This is a genomic window from Proteus sp. G2300, assembly GCF_009915965.1.
GTDB lineage: Bacteria > Pseudomonadota > Gammaproteobacteria > Enterobacterales > Enterobacteriaceae > Proteus > Proteus vulgaris.
This window is the reverse complement of the sequence record NZ_JAABNK010000020.1, coordinates 42,497-63,142: the sequence shown is the minus strand read 5'-3', so window position 1 is coordinate 63,142 and position 20,646 is coordinate 42,497. Positions and strand designations below refer to the sequence as shown.

Genomic DNA, 20,646 nt, shown 5'->3' with positions numbered 1-20,646 from the left:
AATTGAAAACACTTATTTCATTAAAATTCGAGCAGCTTCAATAACGATACCAAGTGCATTGTTTTCTGTTTTCTTCAGTAATTCTGCATCTGGAATTTCTTGCTGAGTACGATTTACGATAACACCCGCAACCATACCTGCACGTAAACCTTGGCTTGCACACATTGTTAGTAATGTTGCAGATTCCATTTCATAGTTCATTACGCCCATTTCTTGCCACTCTTTCATCGAGCCTTTGAAACGGCGAACAACACGACCAGTATATGTATCGTAACGTTCTTGTCCTGGATAGAAGGTATCAGAAGACGCTGTTACACCTACGTGTACAGTTGAGCCATTGTCTTTAGCAGCTTTGTACAGTGCATTCATACATTCAAAGTCAGAAACAGCAGGGAATTCCATTGGTGCAAAGTGTAAACTTGCCCCATCTAAACGAACTGCTGCCGTAGTCACAAGGATATCACCTACATTGATATGTTCTTGAATTGCGCCTGTTGTACCGATACGTAAAAAAGTACGAATACCTAATTGCGCTAATTCTTCAACTGCAATAGAAGTCGATGGGCCACCAATACCTGTTGAGCAAACAATAACCGCTTTGCCATCAATTTCACCACGCCATGACGTGTATTCACGTAAAGAAGCCAGATGAACTGGGTTATCCATTAATTTTGCAATTTTTTCAACACGCTTAGGATCACCTGGAACAATTGCTAAAGTGGCACCCTGTAGGTCATTTTTGGTTAAACCTAAGTGAAATACATCAGACATATCGGACTCCTCAATGGGAAAAAACCAATGATCATTAAATTAAGACTTACTTTATCAGCTTTGCAAAGCTTTTTAGTGACCAATATCACCTACAGCAAGCTAAACAAAGTAACAATTTCATAAAATTGTGATTATTATCACGAAAAATGATATTCGAAATCCATTTTCAGCAAATACATTATCAATATTTGCTTACTTCAATCATTCACTAAAATAAATATTTCACTTATTGAGTATAGACGAGGCAAATACCTCGATGCACAGATCCTCTAAATAATTCAAGTTGCAACTGAGCGACAAATGAACGAATCGCTAGGAGCATACAATAGTACGTGACTAGTGCAAGTGAGTGTAGTCAATAACGCTACGGCTTGATGTATGATAAGTATAACGCGTACACTACCCGCCCTTAAAATATAAACACCTAATGTGACAAACATATCGTCACTGGAGTAAACATGAGCTTATTTAACCAAATTGCGAGCCTACTAGGTGGCGAAAAAATCAATCAATATAAAACTGTCCTTGAGTGGATTGGATCTCAAGGTGGTATTGAAGGCTTAGTAAAGCAATTTGATACAGCGGGTTTAAGTGAGCTTATTCAATCTTGGATAAGTACCAATACAAATTTACCTATCAGTGCTGAACAAATCGTAGCGGTTTTTTCATCCCCAGTGATTAATGAACTTGCTACAAAAATTAACTTAAGTGCAAGTGAAGCCTCTGAAATGGCAACTCAATATTTACCTAAATTAATTGATAAAGTCACACCGGATGGAGTAGTACCTAAAGATTTAGATTTAGTCAGTGCAGGAATGGATATTTTAAAAGCGAAGATTTTTGGTAGTTAAATAGCCCTTTTTTAATACGTTTTCTCTTATGAGATGTAAGAGAAAACGTGTCATGTTCTTAATAATCAAAATTGATTACAACAAACCTTCTTTAATTAATGCTTCATGAAAATGTTGCTTCTCTTCAGGCGTTGCCTGAATTCGCGCTAAAGGTACGTCCAAAGCATAAGGGATATTCTGTTGCGGCGCGTAAACCGCTAATACATACGTATTTCCATTTTGCTCAATAACAATAGGCGGTGTTTTCTTATTTCCTGAGTAAGCAATGCGAATCTCTTTACCTTCCAAATTAATATAATAAGTCGCAATAAATTGCTTATTACTCACCACCATTTTGGCTGGGATCGCTATTAATTTTAGAGGCTGAGTGCCTACCGATAATAATGCTTTTCTTACTTTGCTCATCAATATTTGACGATAAATAAAAAAGATCACACTAAAACCAAATAACCCAATAAAAATAACCGTACTAATTAAGCGAAGCCAAATATTATCTATTGCAACATCAACAGTCATTTTGCTGAGATCATTTGCATCAGCAACCGGTTCAACAAGCACATCCTTTGAGCCTAAGTCTAAAAAGGTAAAATTACGTGAAACTTCATTGCCGTTATAATGCAAATCAACACTACAGTTAGTTAAAACGAAGAGTTGAGATCGACAAGAGCCTTCAACAGTAGCATCAACAGGAACTGCATTCTCACTGATTTTATAATCATAAAGAATATTAGGAATTTGATAAGCACTAAATACGGTCAATACTAACATTACAATAACTAAGAATAAGGTGCGAAATAGTCCACCATCTCCTCTTAGTGGAACCAATTTTAAAGGTCGAGTTGGAAAAGCATCTAATACTTTATCCGAGAGTGTAATGCTATTTTGCACAATCATTATATCCATAAAATTAGAGAGTTTTCGCAGTATAGCAATTCTTAAGAATATCAATAATAAGATTTGCTCTGAGTTTTTATTAACACGCTAATTTTATATAAGCCTGCCCTTTTGAATAAATGACTTTTTATTAAAGTTATCTTTCAAAAAAAGCAGGCTAATAAGCTATTAACTATTTTATTATACGTTCTGACGTAAATATTTAGCCGCTTCAACCATGTTCGCTAATGCTGCTCGTGTTTCGGCCCAGCCTCGTGTTTTTAATCCACAATCTGGGTTCACCCATAAACGCTCTGCTGGAATACGCGATTGTGCTTTTCTTAATAATCCCACAATCCATTCCACATTTGGCACGTTAGGTGAGTGAATATCATAAACACCTGGTCCAATTTCATTTGGGTAATCAAAGTGTTCAAAGGCTTCTAAAAGCTCCATATCTGAACGTGATGTTTCGATAGTAATCACATCCGCATCCAGTGCAGCAATAGAATCCATGATGTCGTTAAATTCGCAATAACACATATGCGTGTGAATTTGTGTTTCATCATCAGCAACAGCAGCACTTAATTTAAAGGCATCAACTGCCCAATCAAGATAAGTTTGCCACTCATTACGACGCAGTGGTAATCCTTCACGTAAGGCTGGCTCATCAATTTGAATAATACCAATACCCGCTTTTTGTAAATCATCTACTTCATCACGCAGTGCTAACGCGATTTGTTTTGCGATGGTTTCACGAGTAACATCTTCTCGAGGGAACGACCAACATAATATTGTCACTGGCCCTGTTAACATGCCTTTGACTGGCTTTTCAGTTAATGATTGTGCGTAAGTTGCCCAATCCACGGTAATGGCTTCAGGGCGACTAATATCACCAATAATCACGGGCGGTTTTACACAACGTGAACCATAACTTTGTACCCAACCATTTTGTGTAAAGACATAACCATCAAAATGCTCACCAAAATATTCCACCATGTCATTACGTTCAGCTTCACCATGAACCAATACATCAAGACCAAGTTTTTCTTGTTCTGAGATAGCTTGCTTAATATGTTCACTGATATTTGTGCGATAAGCTACCGTATCGATACGCCCTTTCTTAAAATCTAAACGAACAGTACGAATTTCTGTTGTTTGTGGGAATGAGCCAATCGTGGTAGTTGGCCATAATGGCAGATTAAATCGAGCTCGTTGTACTTTTGCGCGTTGGGTATAAGGTGAATTTCTTTCACTGTCTTGCGCTTTAATCGCCTCTAAACGAGCCGCCACTTTGGCATTATGCACGCGTGTAGAATGCTGACGTTGGCGAATTGGAGCACTGTATTGTGCTAATTGATCATCATACTCGCCTTCGGATGCATTTAGTGCCTTAGTCAACAAAGCCACTTCTTCACATTTCTGAACCGCAAAAGCAAACCAGCTTTTGACTTCATCATCAAGTTTCGTCTCTGCATTTAAATCAATAGGACTATGCAGTAATGAACATGAAGTGCCGATCCATAATGGGCGTTTACCTTTTAGCGCGACGACTTGTTGGTAACGTGTACTCAAATCAGCTTTCCAAACATTACGACCATTAATGACACCTAATGACAGCACCCACTCTTTGGGTAATGTTTGATGTAAATATTGCAAATCATCTTGGCCTGCTGAAATATCAACATGAAGCCCATTAACAGGTAAGTCCTTAATAATATCAAGATGATGAGAAATACCATCAAAATAAGTCGTCAGCAATAATTTAACTTGCCCCGTTAATGCTTGATAGGCGGTTTGGTATGCGTTTTGCCATTCAATTGGTAAATCCAATACCAATACAGGCTCATCAATTTGTACCCATTCAATGCCTTTCTCTTTTAATGCAGTAAGAACTTGTTGATAGATAGGTAAAATCTCTTTTAAAAGCGTTAATCTATCAAATTCAGGCCCTTTCACTTTACCTAACCAAAGATACGTCACAGGCCCCAGTAAAACCGGTTTTATTTTATGACCTAACGCTAATGCTTCATCCACTTCTTCTAGCAGCTCTTTCCATGCAAAGGTAAATGATTGACCCTGTTGGAACTCAGGCACGATATAGTGATAGTTGGTATTAAACCATTTCGTCATTTCAGATGCAGCAACAGGCTTACCCGTTGGAGCTCTACCACGTGCAACTCTAAATAATGTATCAAGATCTAATGAGCCATCTTCATTACGGTGACGAGGTGGCACGTTGCCTAACAATAAACTTGTACCTAATACTTGGTCATACCAAGCAAAATCACCAACAGGTAATAATTCAACTCCTGCATCTGCTTGTTGTTGCCAATGGCGAGCTCGAAGTTCTTTACCTACAGCAATCAATTCTTCCTGTGAAATTTTACCTGCCCAATAATTTTCTTGCGCCTTTTTTAGCTCTCTGTCTAAGCCAATACGAGGGAAACCCAGTGTGTGATTGCGAATTGTCATAATTAAAATCCTGTTTTTAGCCGTCTAGATGTTTACACATCCATAATCTACAGGTAGTGTATAAATCACAAGCGCAAATTTTTCATCAACAACCTGAAGGTTTCTCATGATAGAAATAAAACATTTAAAAACAATCTTGGCATTAAAGAACACCGGCTCTCTAGCCAATGCCGCAAATCAACTACATCAAACGCAATCGGCTCTTTCACACCAATTTAGTGAATTAGAACATCGCCTTGGTTATCGAATTTTTGTACGTAAAAGTCAGCCACTGCGCTTTACTTCACAAGGAGAGGTACTCGTTAAATTAGCAGAAGAAGTGTTACCTATCGTTCGTCGAGCAATTGAAGCATGTAATGAACCCGGTAGTGTAAATTTGAATATTGCGATTGAATGCCATAGTTGTATCCAATGGTTAACTCCAGCACTACAGCAATATCGCCAAACATGGCCTGAAGTAACGGTCGATTTTCATTCGGGTGTCACGTTTGATCCACAACCTGCATTATTACAGCGAGAATTAGATGTCGTGCTAACATCCGATATCTTAGATGACTCTCGTTTACACTATACTCCGCTGTTTGACTATGAAGTTAAACTGGTTTTGTCGCCTGATCACCCTCTCGCGAATCGATTACATATTCAGCCACAAGATTTAATTGCAGAAACCTTATTTATTTATCCCGTGCAAAGAGAGCGTTTTGATGTATGGCGTCATTTTTTACAACCCGCAGGAATAACACCACAATTTAAACATGTCGATAATACATTGTTGTTAATTCAAATGGTTGCAGCTGGTATGGGGATCGCAGCGCTACCTCATTGGGCGGTTGAAAATTTTGAAAAACAAGGATTAGTAGTAACAAAAACATTAGGTGAGGGATTATGGAGCCGGTTATATGCCGCTAACCGCAGTGGAGAGCAACATCAACCGGCAATTCGTGAATTTATTCGTTTGTCAGGTCAGCACGCCGTTAACAATCTTCCTTTTGTAAAACAGGTCGGCGTATCCAACGTCGATGGATCCACAGTGATGCAACAATCAGGCTCGCGCCTATGATGAAACTTGGCCAATTTGGATGTTGTTGCCAAATAGAGAAATTGACTAATAACCCAGCTGGAACCATCATGTTATTCATAATAGCTAAGGTTCCAGCATCGACTTGTGTAGCACCATAGTTCCACATGAAATAGCCTATTCCAGAAGCGCCGATCCCTAACCAGAGTAAAACCCCCCACTGTAGTGATGTTGTCGGCATTTTCTGCCAATCAGCAAAACACAACGCACCAATCAGTGAAACCACTACTGCACCAAGATAAAACCAAGAAAAGGCATAATGTTGTGGGATAGGATGAACTTCCATTAATCGCTTATAACCCACCTGACCAATAGCAAAGAAAATATTAGCAAGTTGCACTAATAACAGACCATACCAAAAATCATCACTTAAATGGTCATAACGAATAATAGCGGCTCCTAGCACTGCTAATAATGAGCTAAAGACATAGCCCCAACGTAATCTTTGACGTTCTAATAAATCATAAATTAACGTGACATAAAGCGGAGTTAATACTGTAAACAATAAAAATTCTGCAACGGTTAAATAGTTATAAGCATGGAAGACAAACAGATACATAATACCAAGTTGGCAAGCCCCCACACTCATATAGAGTAAAATTACCTTAAAGCGAATTCCCTTCCAACGTAAGAAAGGTAAAAAAACCAAAGCTGCTAAAGAAACACGGATCAAAACAGAAAGCCAACTATCAACCTGACCCGCTAGGTACTCGCCGATCAAGCTAAAAGAGGCTGCCCATAATAGTGTTGTAATAATGAGCAACCACATAATTAACTATCTTTCTCCACTAATAGCGCTTCCATTAAATCCAACTCATGTAGCAATAATTGAAGTGTTTCATTACTAATTTTTCGCGTTGCTCTTAAATGATAAAGCTCACCGCGTTCAGCACGTAATGCGGTTAGGCGAAAACGTCTTTCGAGATCTTCTTCTAACATGTTATGAACCATTTCATCTTGATCCGCGGTTCTACGTCTTAGATAACCCGTTACACGCGAAGCAACTTCATTAATTTCTTCAGCATCTAACTGTTCTTCTGTACTTGCTGCTAAACGCTCTTCCATTTTGTTAAGACTAACAATCGCCACTTCTGCCATCACTTTTCTTGCATAGCGAACTTCATTTTTATCAGCTTCTTTGTCGGTTGTTTTCACACCTTTCAATAGGAAAGGAAGTGAGATAATACCCACTAAAATCGACAGTAAAATAACACCAGCAGCAATAAAGATAATTTGATAACGCCCAGGGAAAGTGCTGCCATCCGTTAAAAAGAGTGGAATAGAAAGCGCACCAGCAAGTGTAATAGCCCCACGCACACCCGCAAATGACGAAAGCCACAGTTCACGTGTCGTATAATTGGCGAAATCAAGTGGGTGCTTTTTCATAAAAATACGGCTCATTTTTTTCATCAGCCATAACCATGTAAAGCGTAAGATAAGCAGTGCAAAATAGATAACAAATACGGCAGCAAACAACATCCACACTTCAACTTCCGGATCAAGATCAGCTTGAATAACAGAGCTTGTCCAAATAATCGGAAGTTGTAAACCCAGCATGATAAAGACAAGGCCGTTAAAGACAAATTCAAGCATTGACCACACGCTGTCAGCACGCAAACGCATTGCAAGTGGCGCATTACGGATAACGCCTGATTTACTAATAGTCATACCCGCAGCAACTGCAGCTAAAATACCTGAAAAACCAATATGTTCTGCGATAAGATAAGAGGCAAAAGGTAGCAGTAACATAAAGACAATTTGTGTTGCAGGATCGTCTCCACTCCAGCGACTCATTAATCGTAAAGATTTACTGTAAAGCAAAGTGACACCGATACCTGCCAGTAACCCCCCTACAGCGACTTTAAAGAATTCTAGCGTCGCGCCTCCAACGGTAAACACCATTGTTCCCATTGCTACAGCAACAGCAAACTTCAAAGCAACCAGGCCTGAAGCATCATTCATTAATGCTTCACCTTCTAAAATACCCATAATGCGTTTAGGTATTCGCCCTTTACCGACAATAGAAGAAAGTGCGACGGCATCGGTTGGTGAAAGTACAGCCGCTAATGCAAACGCAGAAATCAGTGGAATACTCGGCATCATCCAATAAATCAAGTAACCGATACCAACAACAGTCACCATCACTAAAACAAGCACAAGAATAAAAATCTCACGCCCATTTTGGATAAATTCTCGTGTAGGTGTTTTCCAACCATCAACAAACAGCAAAGGAGGGATTAGTAAAACGAGGAAGAGTTCAGGATCAAAAGTGACATGTAAACCAAATTGAGGCCATGCCAATAAAGCCCCTATCACAATCTGTATTAATGGTAACGGAACACGAAAGGGAATTAGTTTAGTAATAACCCCTGAAACTGAAACCACCAGTATTAAAATCAAAATAGTAAAGAATATTTCCATGTTACCCTTACATGCCTATTTTTATCCCAAAATCTGTTATCTTTTCCTTAAAAAAGAAAACCCTACTGAATGATAAAAAAACACACCCTGCAAAAATTTATGCGCCATGTCTTTCTTTACCTTTTCTTATTTTAAACAGATCCCACGCTGACTCATGTGTGATTATTGAAAATTAAGATTAATCGTATCTAACACGACAAATTGCGTTCTTTTCATTACTCTTTATTTATTAACGGCATTAAACGTCAAAAGCATACGTTTTTATTTCTCTTTTTCAGTCTAAGCAATGTAATTGCCCGTATAAAAACGTAAAGCGCTAAGCAATTAAATAAAAAGTGGCAAGTAAATGATGATAACGATTAATTTTAAGCGTCACCACATAGTGCTGATGATTATTCAATAGCTCTTAGCATTGACATCATAACAACATCACAATATTTTCCATCTCTAAATGCCGCTTTACGACGTACACCTTCAACTTCAAAGCCTAATTTTTTATATAAATGTAAGCCTCTTTCATTATCTGAATACACTTCTAATTCTAACCGAGTTGCTGCTAACCAATTGAACGCATAATCAATCGCTGTATTAATAAGTAACTTCCCTACACCTTTACCTGAGTACTCTGCTCCGACACCAATACCAAAACTAACAATATGGCGACGACGAGGATGAGTATCGATAATCAGCGCTAAATGCCCTGCAATTTGCTCATCAACAGTTGCGACAAAATTAGGGATATTTTGTTCTGCAAATTCAAGTAATCTTTTTTTCCACATTGTCACTGAAGGGTAAGGAAATTGGCAAGTACAAATATATAAATCAGGATGAGTATATAACTGTTGAATTGCGATTGCGTCATCTGGTTCGCTATGGCGTATTTTTATTTCTTGCATATATTCTACCAACTATTTAACAAATAGGCTTAATTTCGACAATAGCGAATAAAATTAGATAAATAAATAGCAAAAAGGCGGAATACAAATATATTCCGCCTTTTGTCTTTAAAGCCGATGATTCGAATTAAATTGCCCACTCTCCCGCATAAAATGCCACTAGAGCAATAGTAATTAATACGGTACCAACATTAAGTTTACGCCACTCGCCTGCAAATACTCGACCAATCACTAAACAGCCAAAACCGAGCATAATGCCAGTAACAATGTTACAAGTTAAAACAATAAAGACGGCGCACACCATACCTGACATGGCATCAACAAAATCGCCAAAATCTAACTTAGTGACATTACCTAGCATCAATAAACCCACATACATTAATGCCGGTGCGGTCGCATAAGCGGGCACTAAATAAGAAAGAGGTGATAAGAAAAGGATCAGTAAGAATAAAATACCCACGACAGTCGCAGTTAATCCTGTTTTACCCCCTGCGGCAGTTCCTGCTGCAGACTCAACATAAACCGCAGCAGGTGCAGCACCTATCACACCGGCAAAAATACTACTAACAGAATCCGAGGTAAGTGCTTTTCCGCCATTGATAATTTGTCCGCGTTTGTCTAATAAATTTGCTTGGCCAGCAACGGCACGGATAGTCCCAGTTGCATCAAAAATTGCAGTCATCACTAACGCAAGAACACTCGGTAAAACCAAAGGTTGTAATGCCCCTTTAATATCCATAGCAAACAATAAAGAGAGTCCCTCTTCACCTAATTGAGGCATTTTAAAAATGCCTTGGTATTTTACATTAGGATCAAAAATCAGCCCGATAATAGAAATAGCTACAATCACTAATAGTACGCCACCGGGTACTTTACGTTTTTCTAATCCGAAAATAGCGGCTAATCCTGCAAGTGACATAAGAACAGAAAATGATGTAAATTTTCCCATTGCAACAGGTAAACCATCAAATGGGTTTTTCACAACTAATCCAACACTGTTTGCTGCGATTAAAAGTAAAAACAGTCCTATCCCTATTCCCGCACCATGCGCAATACCTATGGGAATGTTTTTTAAGATCCAAGTACGAATGCCAGTTAATGAGAATGCGGTAAATAAACACCCCATTAAAAATACAGCACCTAATGCAACAGGCACAGAGATATTTTGCCCCAAGACCAAGCTAAAAGCCGTAAACGCGGTTAATGAGATGGCACAACCAATTGCCATAGGAAGGTTTGCCCACAATCCCATAAGAAGGGAACCTAAGCCCGCAACTAAACAGGTTGCGATAAAGACCGCAGTATGTGGAAAACCCGCTTGCCCCAACATGCTAGGAACAACAATCACGGAATACACCATAGCAAGAAATGTCGTCAAGCCGGCGATCATCTCTTTACGAACCGTGGTGCCACGTGCTGTAAGTTTAAAATAGCTGTCTAATTTACCTGTGGTTGCTGATTGATTAGCAGACATTACATTCCTCTGACATAAAAACGATTCACTCCCCCAAAACGAAAACGATTACGTATCAATTAAAATAACCTCTTATAGATAAAAATCTTAAGAGGGAGTCAAAAGCAAACGTTTGTTTTTTTGTGTGGGTTGAGTGAGAGAATTTGACGCAAACGATTATCTGGTGCTTTTAGGGTAAGAATCAAGTGAAAAAATACATTTTTAATAAAAATGTCATAAAAAGACAATTTAAAGTCATAAAAAAGAAAAAGAGGAAAGCAGTTGCCTACTTTCCTCATCATTCTACTTTTGTACAATCATCCAATATCATTCTTATCTCACAGTAGAAAATTCACTTAATTAATTGTTTTTATTTAATTTATATTAAACAACATGATAATTAGGTACATTTATCTATTATTAGTAATTTTAATAAGTTGTTTAGGTAAATAATACCCCCCGTTCCCAATGTGTGGCGATGAATAGTTTGCAGTATTCGTTATTTTTATCTGAAGATAGTGTCATCTTCTACTTTTAACGTTAGATGAATAAACACCATTTTAGCAAACAATTTTTCATTCAAGATAAGTATTTCTGGATTATTCTTAATAAATTTTAAAATAAGTAAAATCACGAAATGTAATTATAATTATTAAAATAAAACAATAAGATACTTTTGAACATTTAGAAACAAGGAGAGGATAGATCCCTCTATCGCATTCTTATCACCCTAAATGAAATACAATAGAGGAAGAATGATATTAAGATGAGCTATTATTGAATGCTTCCACCCCCACGTTCCAACGTTCCATGGTGGATATTAAGAATAAAACAGTCATAGCAACCAATAAGAATGGTAATGAAGATGAAGAAATTTCTGACATCGCTCCCGCTAATAAAGGCCCAGCCAAATTGCCTATTCCCCATAACATCGCCGCAGAAGCATTGGCAACCATCAGATCATTGCCTGAAAAATATTGCCCTATTTGTACCAACGCAATAGTGTATATTGCACCCGCTGTTGCGCCCAGCACCAGTAATAAAGGCCAAATCAAAAATGTATGAGACATCGTGATAGGCAATAACAAACTTGTAAGCAACGTCACCACACCACAAATTCGGTATAACCGTGTTCTATTCATATGATCAGCAAGCCAGCCAAAAGGCATTTGCATAATAGCATCGCCAGCAAGAATAGCGCTTATCATCATGGCGGCAATAGCTTCTGTATGACCCACACTTAGACCATAAATAGGAAACATCGACAGCACTGTACCATCAAAAAAAGCGAAGAAAACAATACCACCACAAATCGCAGGTGCAACTTTAACAAAACGAATAATGGAAAAGTTAGGATCTTGTGTCTCTTTAGGTAATTTATCGCCCGTTTTTTGATCCATCATTAAAAACAGCACGATAGAAATAATATGAATAAAGATGCTAATTAAAATAGGCGTTTTATCAGAAACACCATACAATGCAATAATTGAAGGCCCAATCAGTTGACTGATTGTAAACACCGTGGTGTAAACCGCTAAAATTCTCCCTCGTTTATTATCAGGCGAAAGTTCATTGATCCACGTTTCGCCTAAACAAATCATCACACCACTGGCAATACCGGTCGTTAATCGTAAAGGAAATAATAACTCTAGAGGTAAGCTCCCCATTAAAGGTAATAAACTGATTGCAGAAACAATGGTGGCTAATAGCATGGCAAAACGTTTACCAATCCACTGCACAATACGCCGAGCAAAAGGTGAAATAATTAACATCCCAATAGCGGGTGCGGCAGAAATAAGTCCGATAATAGACTCACTAATACCTGCTAAATTGAGGCGTAGTGCAACCATGGGAATAGTTAATCCAATAACAATCCCGATAACGCCAATACTTACCGTAATAGTTGTTATCGCAAAAACATCAGATTGACGATAGTTTTGATGTGACATGTTCTTTTGTTTCTGCAAACAGCAGAAATCTCTGTAATGAAAAGAAGGTCGTTAAATAAAATATTGTTATATTATAAGGGATAAGAAATAGATAAACATGCTTAAAAAGTAACGTTAATCAGAGAAAGATCTCCGTTTAACTCATGAAGATCTTTGCCTTCCACAATATTCTCACTTCACCGTCATTCGCGGACAGAGTTCAAGAAAAATAACGGTAGATCAACACAGTACCCGATACCAATACAATAGTATAAATGACACTCATAAATCGTGCTTTTGACAGACGTAATGTTAAATTTCGTCCTAACCATACACCAGCAAACATAGCCGGTAAGAAAATAATCGCTAACTTGAGGATATCCAATTGCCAATAAATGCCCGCAAACAAGAAAATCACCACTCGCGTTAGTGTACTAAAGCCAATCAATGTCGTCTGTGTAATGCGAAACTTGTTTTTATCAGTCATTCTGCCTGATAAATAGATCGCATATAAAAATCCCCCACTGCCAAACAATGCACTAAATACGCCCCCTATTAGCCCAAAAGGATAAACCAAGCGTTGAGAAAATTGGCTTTCTTGTTTTTTCCAAAACAGTGCATAAATGGCATAACAAGTGGCAAAAATACCTAAAAGAAGAGAAAGTAAATCAGGCCGTGTGGTTAATAGGATAGTTGCCCCTACAAGACTACCAATAATAATAAGCGGAATAAGATAGCGTATCTCTTTAAAATCAGCCTGTTTCCCATCTCTTAAAACATTGACCACAGCAGCACTTAAATCAATTAATGCCAATAAAGGCACGATCATTGAAAGCGGTAAATAAAGTGCTAATACAGGGCCTGCAATTAACGCAGAACCAAACCCTGCCATACCAAAAATAACATAAGCAAAGAATAAGGTAAGTAGGCAAATAAAAAGATCAGACCAACTGAGCAAGTCCATCATAATAAACCTTGAACAATAATCATTTACAAAATGATTTTAGCGTAATTATTACAAATCGAACAGTAATCGTAAAACTATGTATAAAATACAGCAGAAACAGAGTCTCATTTTTCCGAATACGGTTAATTAGTGTTATTATCTAATCAAAATGGCACTTTTAAACTAACGATATTTTGAATTGGCAATGAACTCACAACCTCCTAAAAAAACAAATGAATACCTTGGTAATAAAGTCAAACAATTAAGGCAATCTCGAAACTTGTCACTTAATGAGTTATCAAGAAAATCGGGAATATCTAAGGCAGCATTGTCAAAATTAGAATCGGGTGATTCTAATCCTAGAATCGATACCTTGGAGGCTATCGCGATCGCGCTTGGCTTCCCTTTAGGTGATTTATTTAGTTTTACGCGCGAAGAATACCCTCGCTTAGAACGACATAAACCGATTGTTGGCGATTATGCCCAAGAGTTTAAATTTCGTATTGGCATCGGTAATATTACCGAAATTTGGCATATCGAGATGAAGCACGGTGCAATTATTAATAGCCCAGCTCATGCTGACGGCACTCAAGAACATATCATGGTCTATTCTGGCAAGCTAATGATGCGTTTTGATAATGATGAGACTGTCTTATTAGAGACAGGGGATTTTTACGCTTTTCATGGTAATGCGCCTCACTCTTATATTTGTGTTGAAGGACATTTACGCGCATCGGTGATTATGTCTAGCCCAAATCAACAACATTACCATCACCGCCCTTAAGTGATTGACTACCACTACCACACGATAATTCTTCACTATTTATGCGGGTTTTCATTATCGTGTGAGTTCAGTTATCAAAATTCCTTTATTTACAGTCGCAATATCCACTTCAAGTTATCCATAAATCCTCTCTTTATTTAATTTATTTTTATTTATTTTCAGCTATGTTTTTAATAATGCAATTCAGATAATGAGGAGCTTCAATGAGTGGAAATCATGAACATGCCGATGTAAAAGCACTACCTGAGTCACGGTTATTAATTGCATTCGGCTTAACGTCATTATTTATGCTAGTCGAATTTATTGGCGGTTATTTAACGGGTAGTTTGGCATTAATTTCCGATGCCATGCATATGATGACCGATGCTTTCGCACTTTTACTTGCTCTGATTGCTATTCATGCCGGCAGAAAAGCCGCTGATGTTTTTAGAACTTATGGTTATGCACGCTTTGAAATATTAGCAGCAACTATGAACGCACTTATTTTAATGGCGGTTGCTTTCTATATTTTATATGAAGCCTATAAACGCTTATCTTCACCTCCTGATATTCAATCTATTGGTATGCTTATTATTGCGTTAATAGGCTTTGTTGTTAACCTGATTTCAATGAAGTTACTCACCAGCACAAAGGATGAAAGCCTTAATGTAAAAGGGGCTTATTTAGAAGTATGGGCGGATATGTTGGGCTCAATAGGAGTAATTATTGGTGCAGTCATTATTTGGTTGACGGGTTGGGAATTCGTTGACTCTATTATTGCGGTGCTAATCGGTTTTATGGTTTTTCCACGAACGTGGATATTACTTAAAGAATGTCTGAATATTTTACTTGAGGGCGTACCTCGCGGTGTTGATCTTATTCAGGTTACTGAAACAATTAATAATACTCCAGATGTCGTAAGTTCTCATGATTTGCATTTATGGGCACTCACACAAAGTAAACTGATTTTAAGTGGGCATATTGTTTATCAGCCAAATGCTGACCATGAAGAATTAAGAATTCGACTCGAACAACAACTTCGTGAACAATTTCGTATTAACCATATTACGTTACAGATGGAATGTGAAGATAGACAACATCTTGAAGAAAATCATCACTGAAACAAAATAAGTTTATACTTTCATTAAATTCTGGCTCTCTCTTATTTGTTAAGAAAGAGCCAGAATAAATTAATTTAAATAACTTTCCATTTGTTCAAAAACACGTAAATCATCGCTAAATCTAACTTCTTTTACATCTTCAAGCTTTTCTACCTGGCTGACCATCTGCATTAGACGATCATCTTTTTGCACTAATAGCCAAATACGACTTTTATCACTATTTTTCATTGGTAAACACAAAATACCATCGACGTTAAATGCGCGACGAGCAAATAGACCACAAATATGGGTCATAACACCGGGATGGTTGCGAACAATCAATTCCAGCGCGATAGGTTGTGATTGGTTTGACATAAGTTAAGCTCCTATCATCTCAATATTTGCAGCCCCAGGTGGAACCATCGGAAATACTTTTTCATGGATATCAATCATAACGTGAATTAAGCAAGGGCCTGGCTTTTCAATAGCGGCTTGCAATGCACTGGCGGGATCAGCTTCCTGATTTAAGTCACAGGTATCTAAACCAAAACCTTGTGCAATACGGATAAAATCTGTTTGATAAGGGTAAGCGGCAGCATAAATGCGCTCTTCAAAAAAGAGTGTTTGTTGCTGATGCACTAAACCCAGCGCCTGATTATTAATCAAAATAATTTTGATATCTAATTGGTGTTCAGCCGCGGTGGCAAGCTCTTGAATATTCATCATAATACTGCCATCCCCCGAAAAGCAGAGGATTTTCTTATTCGGCTCAGCTAACGCGGCACCAATTGCAGCAGGTAAACCAAAACCCATCGTGCCTAATCCACCTGACGTTAACCATTGTCGAGGTCGATTTAACGGATAAGCTTGCGCTACCCACATCTGATGTTGCCCAACGTCTGTTGTAATAATCGCATCATCATCAACACAGCTTGCCGCGGCTAATACAATGCCATAACCACTCAGGATATTTTCAGCATTTTTCATCTCTAAAGGATATTCTTGTTTCAGTGTCGTAACACTCTCTATCCATTCATTACGTTTATTTATATTAATCAATGGTAATAACAGTGATAACACTGATTTCGCATCAGCGTGGATCGCAATATCAGGGCGTTTGATCTTACTAATTTCAGCGCGATCAATATCAACATGAATAATTTTAGCATTAGGGCAAAATTTCTCTGCTTTGCCAATTGCACGATCGTCAAATCTCGCCCCTAATACAATCAACAAATCCGCTTCTTCTAAAATAAAATTGGTGCTACGAGTCGCATGCATACCCAACATCCCCAAATACAGTGGGTGTGAAGGTGGCATTAATCCTAATCCCATTAAAGTCATCGTCGTAGGCAGATTATTTTTTTCTGCTAATTCAATCGCCTCTTTACAGGCTTCAGAACTAATTATCCCACCGCCTAAATATAAAACAGGTTTTTTAGCCTGATTAATCATTTGTGCCGCTTGTATTACTAAATCAGTATTAAATATGGGTACAGGATCTTTTTGTGGAATAGGCGGTAATGTTTCTAACGTAATAGTGGCTTGTTGGATATCTTTTGGTACGTCAACCCAAACAGGACCAGGTCTTCCTGACATCGCTAAACGAAACGCATCACAAATAATTTCAGGTAACTCAGCAATATCACGAACTAAATAGTTATGCTTCGTAATCGGAATAGACATGCCATAGGTATCAACTTCTTGGAATGCATCTGTTCCAATCATTGCTGAAGATACCTGGCCTGTAATACAAACTAAAGGAATGGAATCAAGCTTCGCATCTGCGATTGCAGTCACTAAATTTGTCGCACCCGGCCCGCTTGAAGCGATACACACAGCAGGTTTGCCATTGGCACGTGCAATACCTTGTGCAATAAAACCCGCACCTTGTTCATGGCGAGTTAAAATATGTCGAATAGATTTACTTTGGCTCAATGCATCATACAAAGGAAGCGCCGCACCACCGGGGATCCCTGCAACTGTCGTGATACCTTGCCGTTCCAGTAAATAAACAATTAATTGTGCGCCAGTAAACGTTTTACTTATTGTGGCGTTTTCTTGTTGAGCACCCATTTTTCTATGTCCTTTGTTCTAAGCCGGACTTTATGGGCAGGTAGAAATGAAAAACCCCGCCCGGTTAATGCGCCGGCGGGGTTGCGAAACTATGTTGATTCGGACCCGTTACGGCGCTTTGCCGACGACCACCACCACACGCACGCCAACCACAGCCGCGATGTGCGCTGTTAGTCGTAGGCTTTGTAGTAGAGTAGTAATGATCATGGGTTACCTATCAATTAATTTAATGATGTGTTTACGTGTTATCTGTATTTAAAAAAACATAACTTCTACAAATTAACAACCTTTTTTTTCAGTTTATTTTTTATTGCCATTAAAAACGAGAGCTAGATCACTTCTAATGAAAACCAAAAAATATCACTGATAACAGCATAAAAAACTAGATTAATATCACACTACAGAATAACTGAAAATCCATTTATCAATATAAACACACCTATTTAATATTATAAAAGGGCGACTTGAATAAGTAATAATATGGCCGAAAGAACAAACATAAATATCACCATCGGCATAATAAATTTTAACCATTTGTTATAGGAAATATCTAACATTTGTAATGTCGCTAGTACTAAACCTGTCGGTGCTAAAAACAACATAATATATTGTCCCCAATTATATGCAGATACCACCATATAACGAGGAACACCTACAGCATCAGCTAATGGCGCCATGATTGGCATCGCTAAAACCGCAAGACCTGAAGAAGAAGGAACAATAAAACCTAAACAAATAAAGACGACGAGTTGTGCTAATAAAAATAAGCTTGGTGGCATTCCTGCAACCATATGAGACATAAACTCAAGGATAGTATCGGCAATTTTACCTTGTTCCATTACAAGGTTAACACCGCGCGCTAAACCAATAATTAATGAAACACCAACGAGTTCAGATGCCCCATGAATAAATCCATCAATGGCTGTTTTCTCTTTTAATCCAGAAAGGAAAATTATGATGATAGCGATAGCAAGGAAAAGAGCCGCCATTTGTGGGAACCACCAGCCCATATCCATAACGCCCCAAACCATAATAGGAAAAGCAGCAACAAATAAGCAGAGGATCACTTTACGACGCCACGAAAATTCTAATATCTCATTAGGATCGTAATTACTTAAAAAGCGCTGTTTAAAGCTCTCGGCATTTTCATAGTTATAAGAGAAAGCCGGATCTTTTTTGATCTTCTTGCAATACCAATATAAATAAACCAAAACACCAATCGTACCAATGACTAACCCAATAGTACGAAAGCCGATCCCTTCAATAAAACTTATACCTGATGCATTTGAGGCAATCACCACTGAAAATGGATTTACCGTTGAAAATCCAGCTCCCATTGAAGAAGCAAGGAAAATAGCCCCAACACACACAATAGCGTCATAACCCAGTATTAAGAATATGGGGACTAATATAGGATAGAAAGCCACAGCTTCTTCTTCAATACCACAACTTGTCCCACCAATGGATAATATAATGGTGACACCAAACACCACTAAAAACTCTTTCCCTTTAGTTCGATTTGCCAGTGCTGTTAAACCCGCATTAAATGCCCCTGTTTTATTAACAACACCAATAAGCCCCCCCAATACAAGAATAAAAACAATAACATCAGCCCCCTCTATCGTCCCTTTCACCATACTTTCAGTAATATCCATTATCCCTTTGGGTTGCTGTGCTACACGTTCATAGGTTCCGGGTATCGCTATCGGTTTTTTAATTGTCCCATCCGTGAATTTCTCAATCTCAATAGAGACATTTAAATCATTTAATGTGGCTTGAGTTGCAGGTAACACTTCATGAGAACCATCTATTTTCGCAACCACTAATGATGGCTCTGTTGAGTTATAACTTAAGCGTTGATATTCGCCAGCCGGAATAATCCACGTTAAGCCAACCACAATTACTGTAATTGCAAATAAAATAGTAAATGCGGTCGGAAACGCAAACTTTTTAAGTTTCATAAGCGCCCTCGACTTAAATAAGAGGTAACTCTGCCAGTAGAAATAATATCTAACTGGCAGTGTTTATTTTTAGAATTAAATTTAGAATGATGATAATTATGATATTAATCAGAAATAAGTGTTGTACCTGTTTTTCCTTCTAAAGCAGATAATGCATTATCTAAAGAAGTAATAATCGCTTGTACACCTTTATCACTCTCCTTTAGAAAATTAAGACAAGCCTCGACTTTAGGTAACATACTTCCTTTAGCAAATTGCCCTTGAGAAATATATTCTTGAGCCTGAGAAAGGGTTAATTTATCTAAATTCATTTGCTCTGGTTTATTAAAATTAATAGCGACTTTATCAACAGCCGTTAATATTAATAAAATATCTGCTTTTAATTCGACAGCTAATTTAGCGCTAGAGTTATCTTTATCAATAACAGCATCAATACCTTCTAATAACTCTCCTTTTCGAATAACGGGAATACCACCTCCGCCAACCGTGATCACCACAATATTGCGTTCAACTAGCTGTTTAATAATGGGTGATTCTACAATTTCTAACGGTTTGGGTGATGGAATAACTCGACGATATCCACGCCCCGCATCTTCCATAAAATAAAAACCGTGCTCTTTTTGGATAGCCTCAGCTTGCTGTTGAGTATAAAACGCACCAATTGGCTTTGTCGGTGATAAAAAAGCAGGATCATTTTTATCAACAATCACTTGGGTCACAATAGTTGCACAACCATGCTTTTTATTCAGATGTCGTACACATAATTCGTCATTAATAGCCTGTTGTAAATGATAACCAATATAGCCTTGGCTCATGGCACCACATTCAGCAAATGGCATATAAGGTGTGCCAATATTCTGTTGTGATGCATAATCCATAGCTAAATTGATCATCCCAACTTGCGGACCATTTCCGTGACCAATAATGACTTGGTAACCTTTCTCAACCAAATCTACAATCGGCTTTGCGGTTTTTCGCACTATCTGTTTTTGCTCTAGTGGCGTACTACCTAGTGCATTTCCCCCTAAAGCAATAAATACCTTCTTAGGCATCG

18 protein-coding genes are annotated in these 20,646 nt (G+C 38.0%); 5 read left to right on the top strand and 13 right to left on the bottom strand.

Features of this window, described 5'->3' with window-relative positions; all coding sequences use genetic code 11:
* Window positions 1–12 precede the first annotated feature (12 nt).
* Window positions 13–771 carry a uridine phosphorylase gene (udp, locus tag GWI97_RS09865; RefSeq protein WP_023583501.1) on the bottom strand — a complete coding sequence of 253 codons (759 nt, stop codon included), beginning with the start codon at window positions 769–771 and terminating at the stop codon, window positions 13–15.
* 458 nt (window positions 772–1,229) lie between these two features.
* On the opposite strand from udp, the gene GWI97_RS09860 reads away from it, so the two are divergent.
* The gene (locus GWI97_RS09860) at window positions 1,230–1,622 is read left to right on the top strand and encodes a YidB family protein (protein ID WP_161751940.1); all 393 of its coding nucleotides are present in this window, start codon (window positions 1,230–1,232) and stop codon (window positions 1,620–1,622) included.
* A 75-nt stretch (window positions 1,623–1,697) separates the two neighbouring features.
* Here GWI97_RS09860 and GWI97_RS09855 read toward each other — a convergent pair whose 3' ends face one another.
* Complete coding sequence (locus tag GWI97_RS09855; RefSeq protein ID WP_036939688.1) at window positions 1,698–2,525, bottom strand: hypothetical protein; 828 nt, start codon at window positions 2,523–2,525, stop codon at window positions 1,698–1,700.
* 171 nt (window positions 2,526–2,696) lie between these two features.
* Entirely contained in the window at window positions 2,697–4,970 is a 2,274-nt protein-coding gene (gene metE, locus GWI97_RS09850) for a 5-methyltetrahydropteroyltriglutamate--homocysteine S-methyltransferase (RefSeq protein ID WP_036939690.1), read from the bottom strand.
* Window positions 4,971–5,076: 106 nt separating this feature from the next.
* Here metE and metR point away from each other — a divergent pair, with 106 nt between their 5' ends.
* Window positions 5,077–6,030, top strand: coding sequence for an HTH-type transcriptional regulator MetR (metR, locus tag GWI97_RS09845; RefSeq protein ID WP_036939693.1), 954 nt, complete (start codon window positions 5,077–5,079; stop codon window positions 6,028–6,030).
* Here the strand turns inward: metR and GWI97_RS09840 are convergent.
* From GWI97_RS09840 to GWI97_RS09815, 6 genes are all read right to left on the bottom strand, one after another.
* Window positions 5,945–6,817 carry a carboxylate/amino acid/amine transporter gene (locus tag GWI97_RS09840; RefSeq protein ID WP_036939696.1) on the bottom strand — a complete coding sequence of 291 codons (873 nt, stop codon included), beginning with the start codon at window positions 6,815–6,817 and terminating at the stop codon, window positions 5,945–5,947. The two genes, metR and GWI97_RS09840, sit on opposite strands and share 86 nt — an antisense overlap.
* 2 nt (window positions 6,818–6,819) lie before the next feature.
* A complete protein-coding gene (locus GWI97_RS09835; RefSeq protein ID WP_036939699.1) occupies window positions 6,820–8,469 on the bottom strand; it encodes a Na+/H+ antiporter in 1,650 nt (549 codons plus the stop codon).
* A 392-nt stretch (window positions 8,470–8,861) separates the two neighbouring features.
* Window positions 8,862–9,365, bottom strand: a complete 504-nt coding sequence (locus GWI97_RS09830) for a GNAT family N-acetyltransferase (protein ID WP_036939701.1) — start codon at window positions 9,363–9,365, stop codon at window positions 8,862–8,864.
* A 127-nt stretch (window positions 9,366–9,492) separates the two neighbouring features.
* Entirely contained in the window at window positions 9,493–10,839 is a 1,347-nt protein-coding gene (locus GWI97_RS09825) for an NCS2 family permease (RefSeq protein WP_161751939.1), read from the bottom strand.
* 740 nt (window positions 10,840–11,579) lie between these two features.
* The gene (locus GWI97_RS09820; RefSeq protein WP_036939707.1) at window positions 11,580–12,767 is read right to left on the bottom strand and encodes an MFS transporter; all 1,188 of its coding nucleotides are present in this window, start codon (window positions 12,765–12,767) and stop codon (window positions 11,580–11,582) included.
* A 199-nt stretch (window positions 12,768–12,966) separates the two neighbouring features.
* On the bottom strand, window positions 12,967–13,713 hold the full coding sequence (locus tag GWI97_RS09815) for a sulfite exporter TauE/SafE family protein (RefSeq protein ID WP_087803819.1): 747 nt from the start codon (window positions 13,711–13,713) through the stop codon (window positions 12,967–12,969).
* 184 nt (window positions 13,714–13,897) lie between these two features.
* Here GWI97_RS09815 and GWI97_RS09810 point away from each other — a divergent pair, with 184 nt between their 5' ends.
* Complete coding sequence (locus tag GWI97_RS09810; protein ID WP_036939712.1) at window positions 13,898–14,476, top strand: helix-turn-helix domain-containing protein; 579 nt, start codon at window positions 13,898–13,900, stop codon at window positions 14,474–14,476.
* A gap of 203 nt (window positions 14,477–14,679) precedes the next feature.
* On the top strand, window positions 14,680–15,576 hold the full coding sequence (locus GWI97_RS09805; protein WP_036939715.1) for a cation diffusion facilitator family transporter: 897 nt from the start codon (window positions 14,680–14,682) through the stop codon (window positions 15,574–15,576).
* Between the two features lie 69 nt (window positions 15,577–15,645).
* On the opposite strand, the gene ilvN is transcribed toward GWI97_RS09805, so the two are convergent.
* Together ilvN and ilvB are read right to left on the bottom strand one after the other, a co-directional pair.
* A complete protein-coding gene (gene ilvN, locus GWI97_RS09800) occupies window positions 15,646–15,930 on the bottom strand; it encodes an acetolactate synthase small subunit (RefSeq protein ID WP_006535577.1) in 285 nt (94 codons plus the stop codon).
* Window positions 15,931–15,933: 3 nt separating this feature from the next.
* Entirely contained in the window at window positions 15,934–17,631 is a 1,698-nt protein-coding gene (gene ilvB, locus GWI97_RS09795; RefSeq protein ID WP_161751938.1) for an acetolactate synthase large subunit, read from the bottom strand.
* A 91-nt stretch (window positions 17,632–17,722) separates the two neighbouring features.
* On the opposite strand from ilvB, the gene GWI97_RS18610 reads away from it, so the two are divergent.
* A complete protein-coding gene (locus tag GWI97_RS18610; protein WP_432652721.1) occupies window positions 17,723–17,890 on the top strand; it encodes a hypothetical protein in 168 nt (55 codons plus the stop codon).
* A gap of 190 nt (window positions 17,891–18,080) precedes the next feature.
* Here the strand turns inward: GWI97_RS18610 and GWI97_RS09785 are convergent, their stop codons facing one another.
* Window positions 18,081–19,592 carry a YfcC family protein gene (locus tag GWI97_RS09785; protein WP_036939723.1) on the bottom strand — a complete coding sequence of 504 codons (1,512 nt, stop codon included), beginning with the start codon at window positions 19,590–19,592 and terminating at the stop codon, window positions 18,081–18,083.
* 104 nt (window positions 19,593–19,696) lie between these two features.
* On the bottom strand, window positions 19,697–20,644 hold the full coding sequence (gene arcC / locus GWI97_RS09780; protein WP_036939726.1) for a carbamate kinase: 948 nt from the start codon (window positions 20,642–20,644) through the stop codon (window positions 19,697–19,699).
* Window positions 20,645–20,646 lie beyond the last annotated feature (2 nt).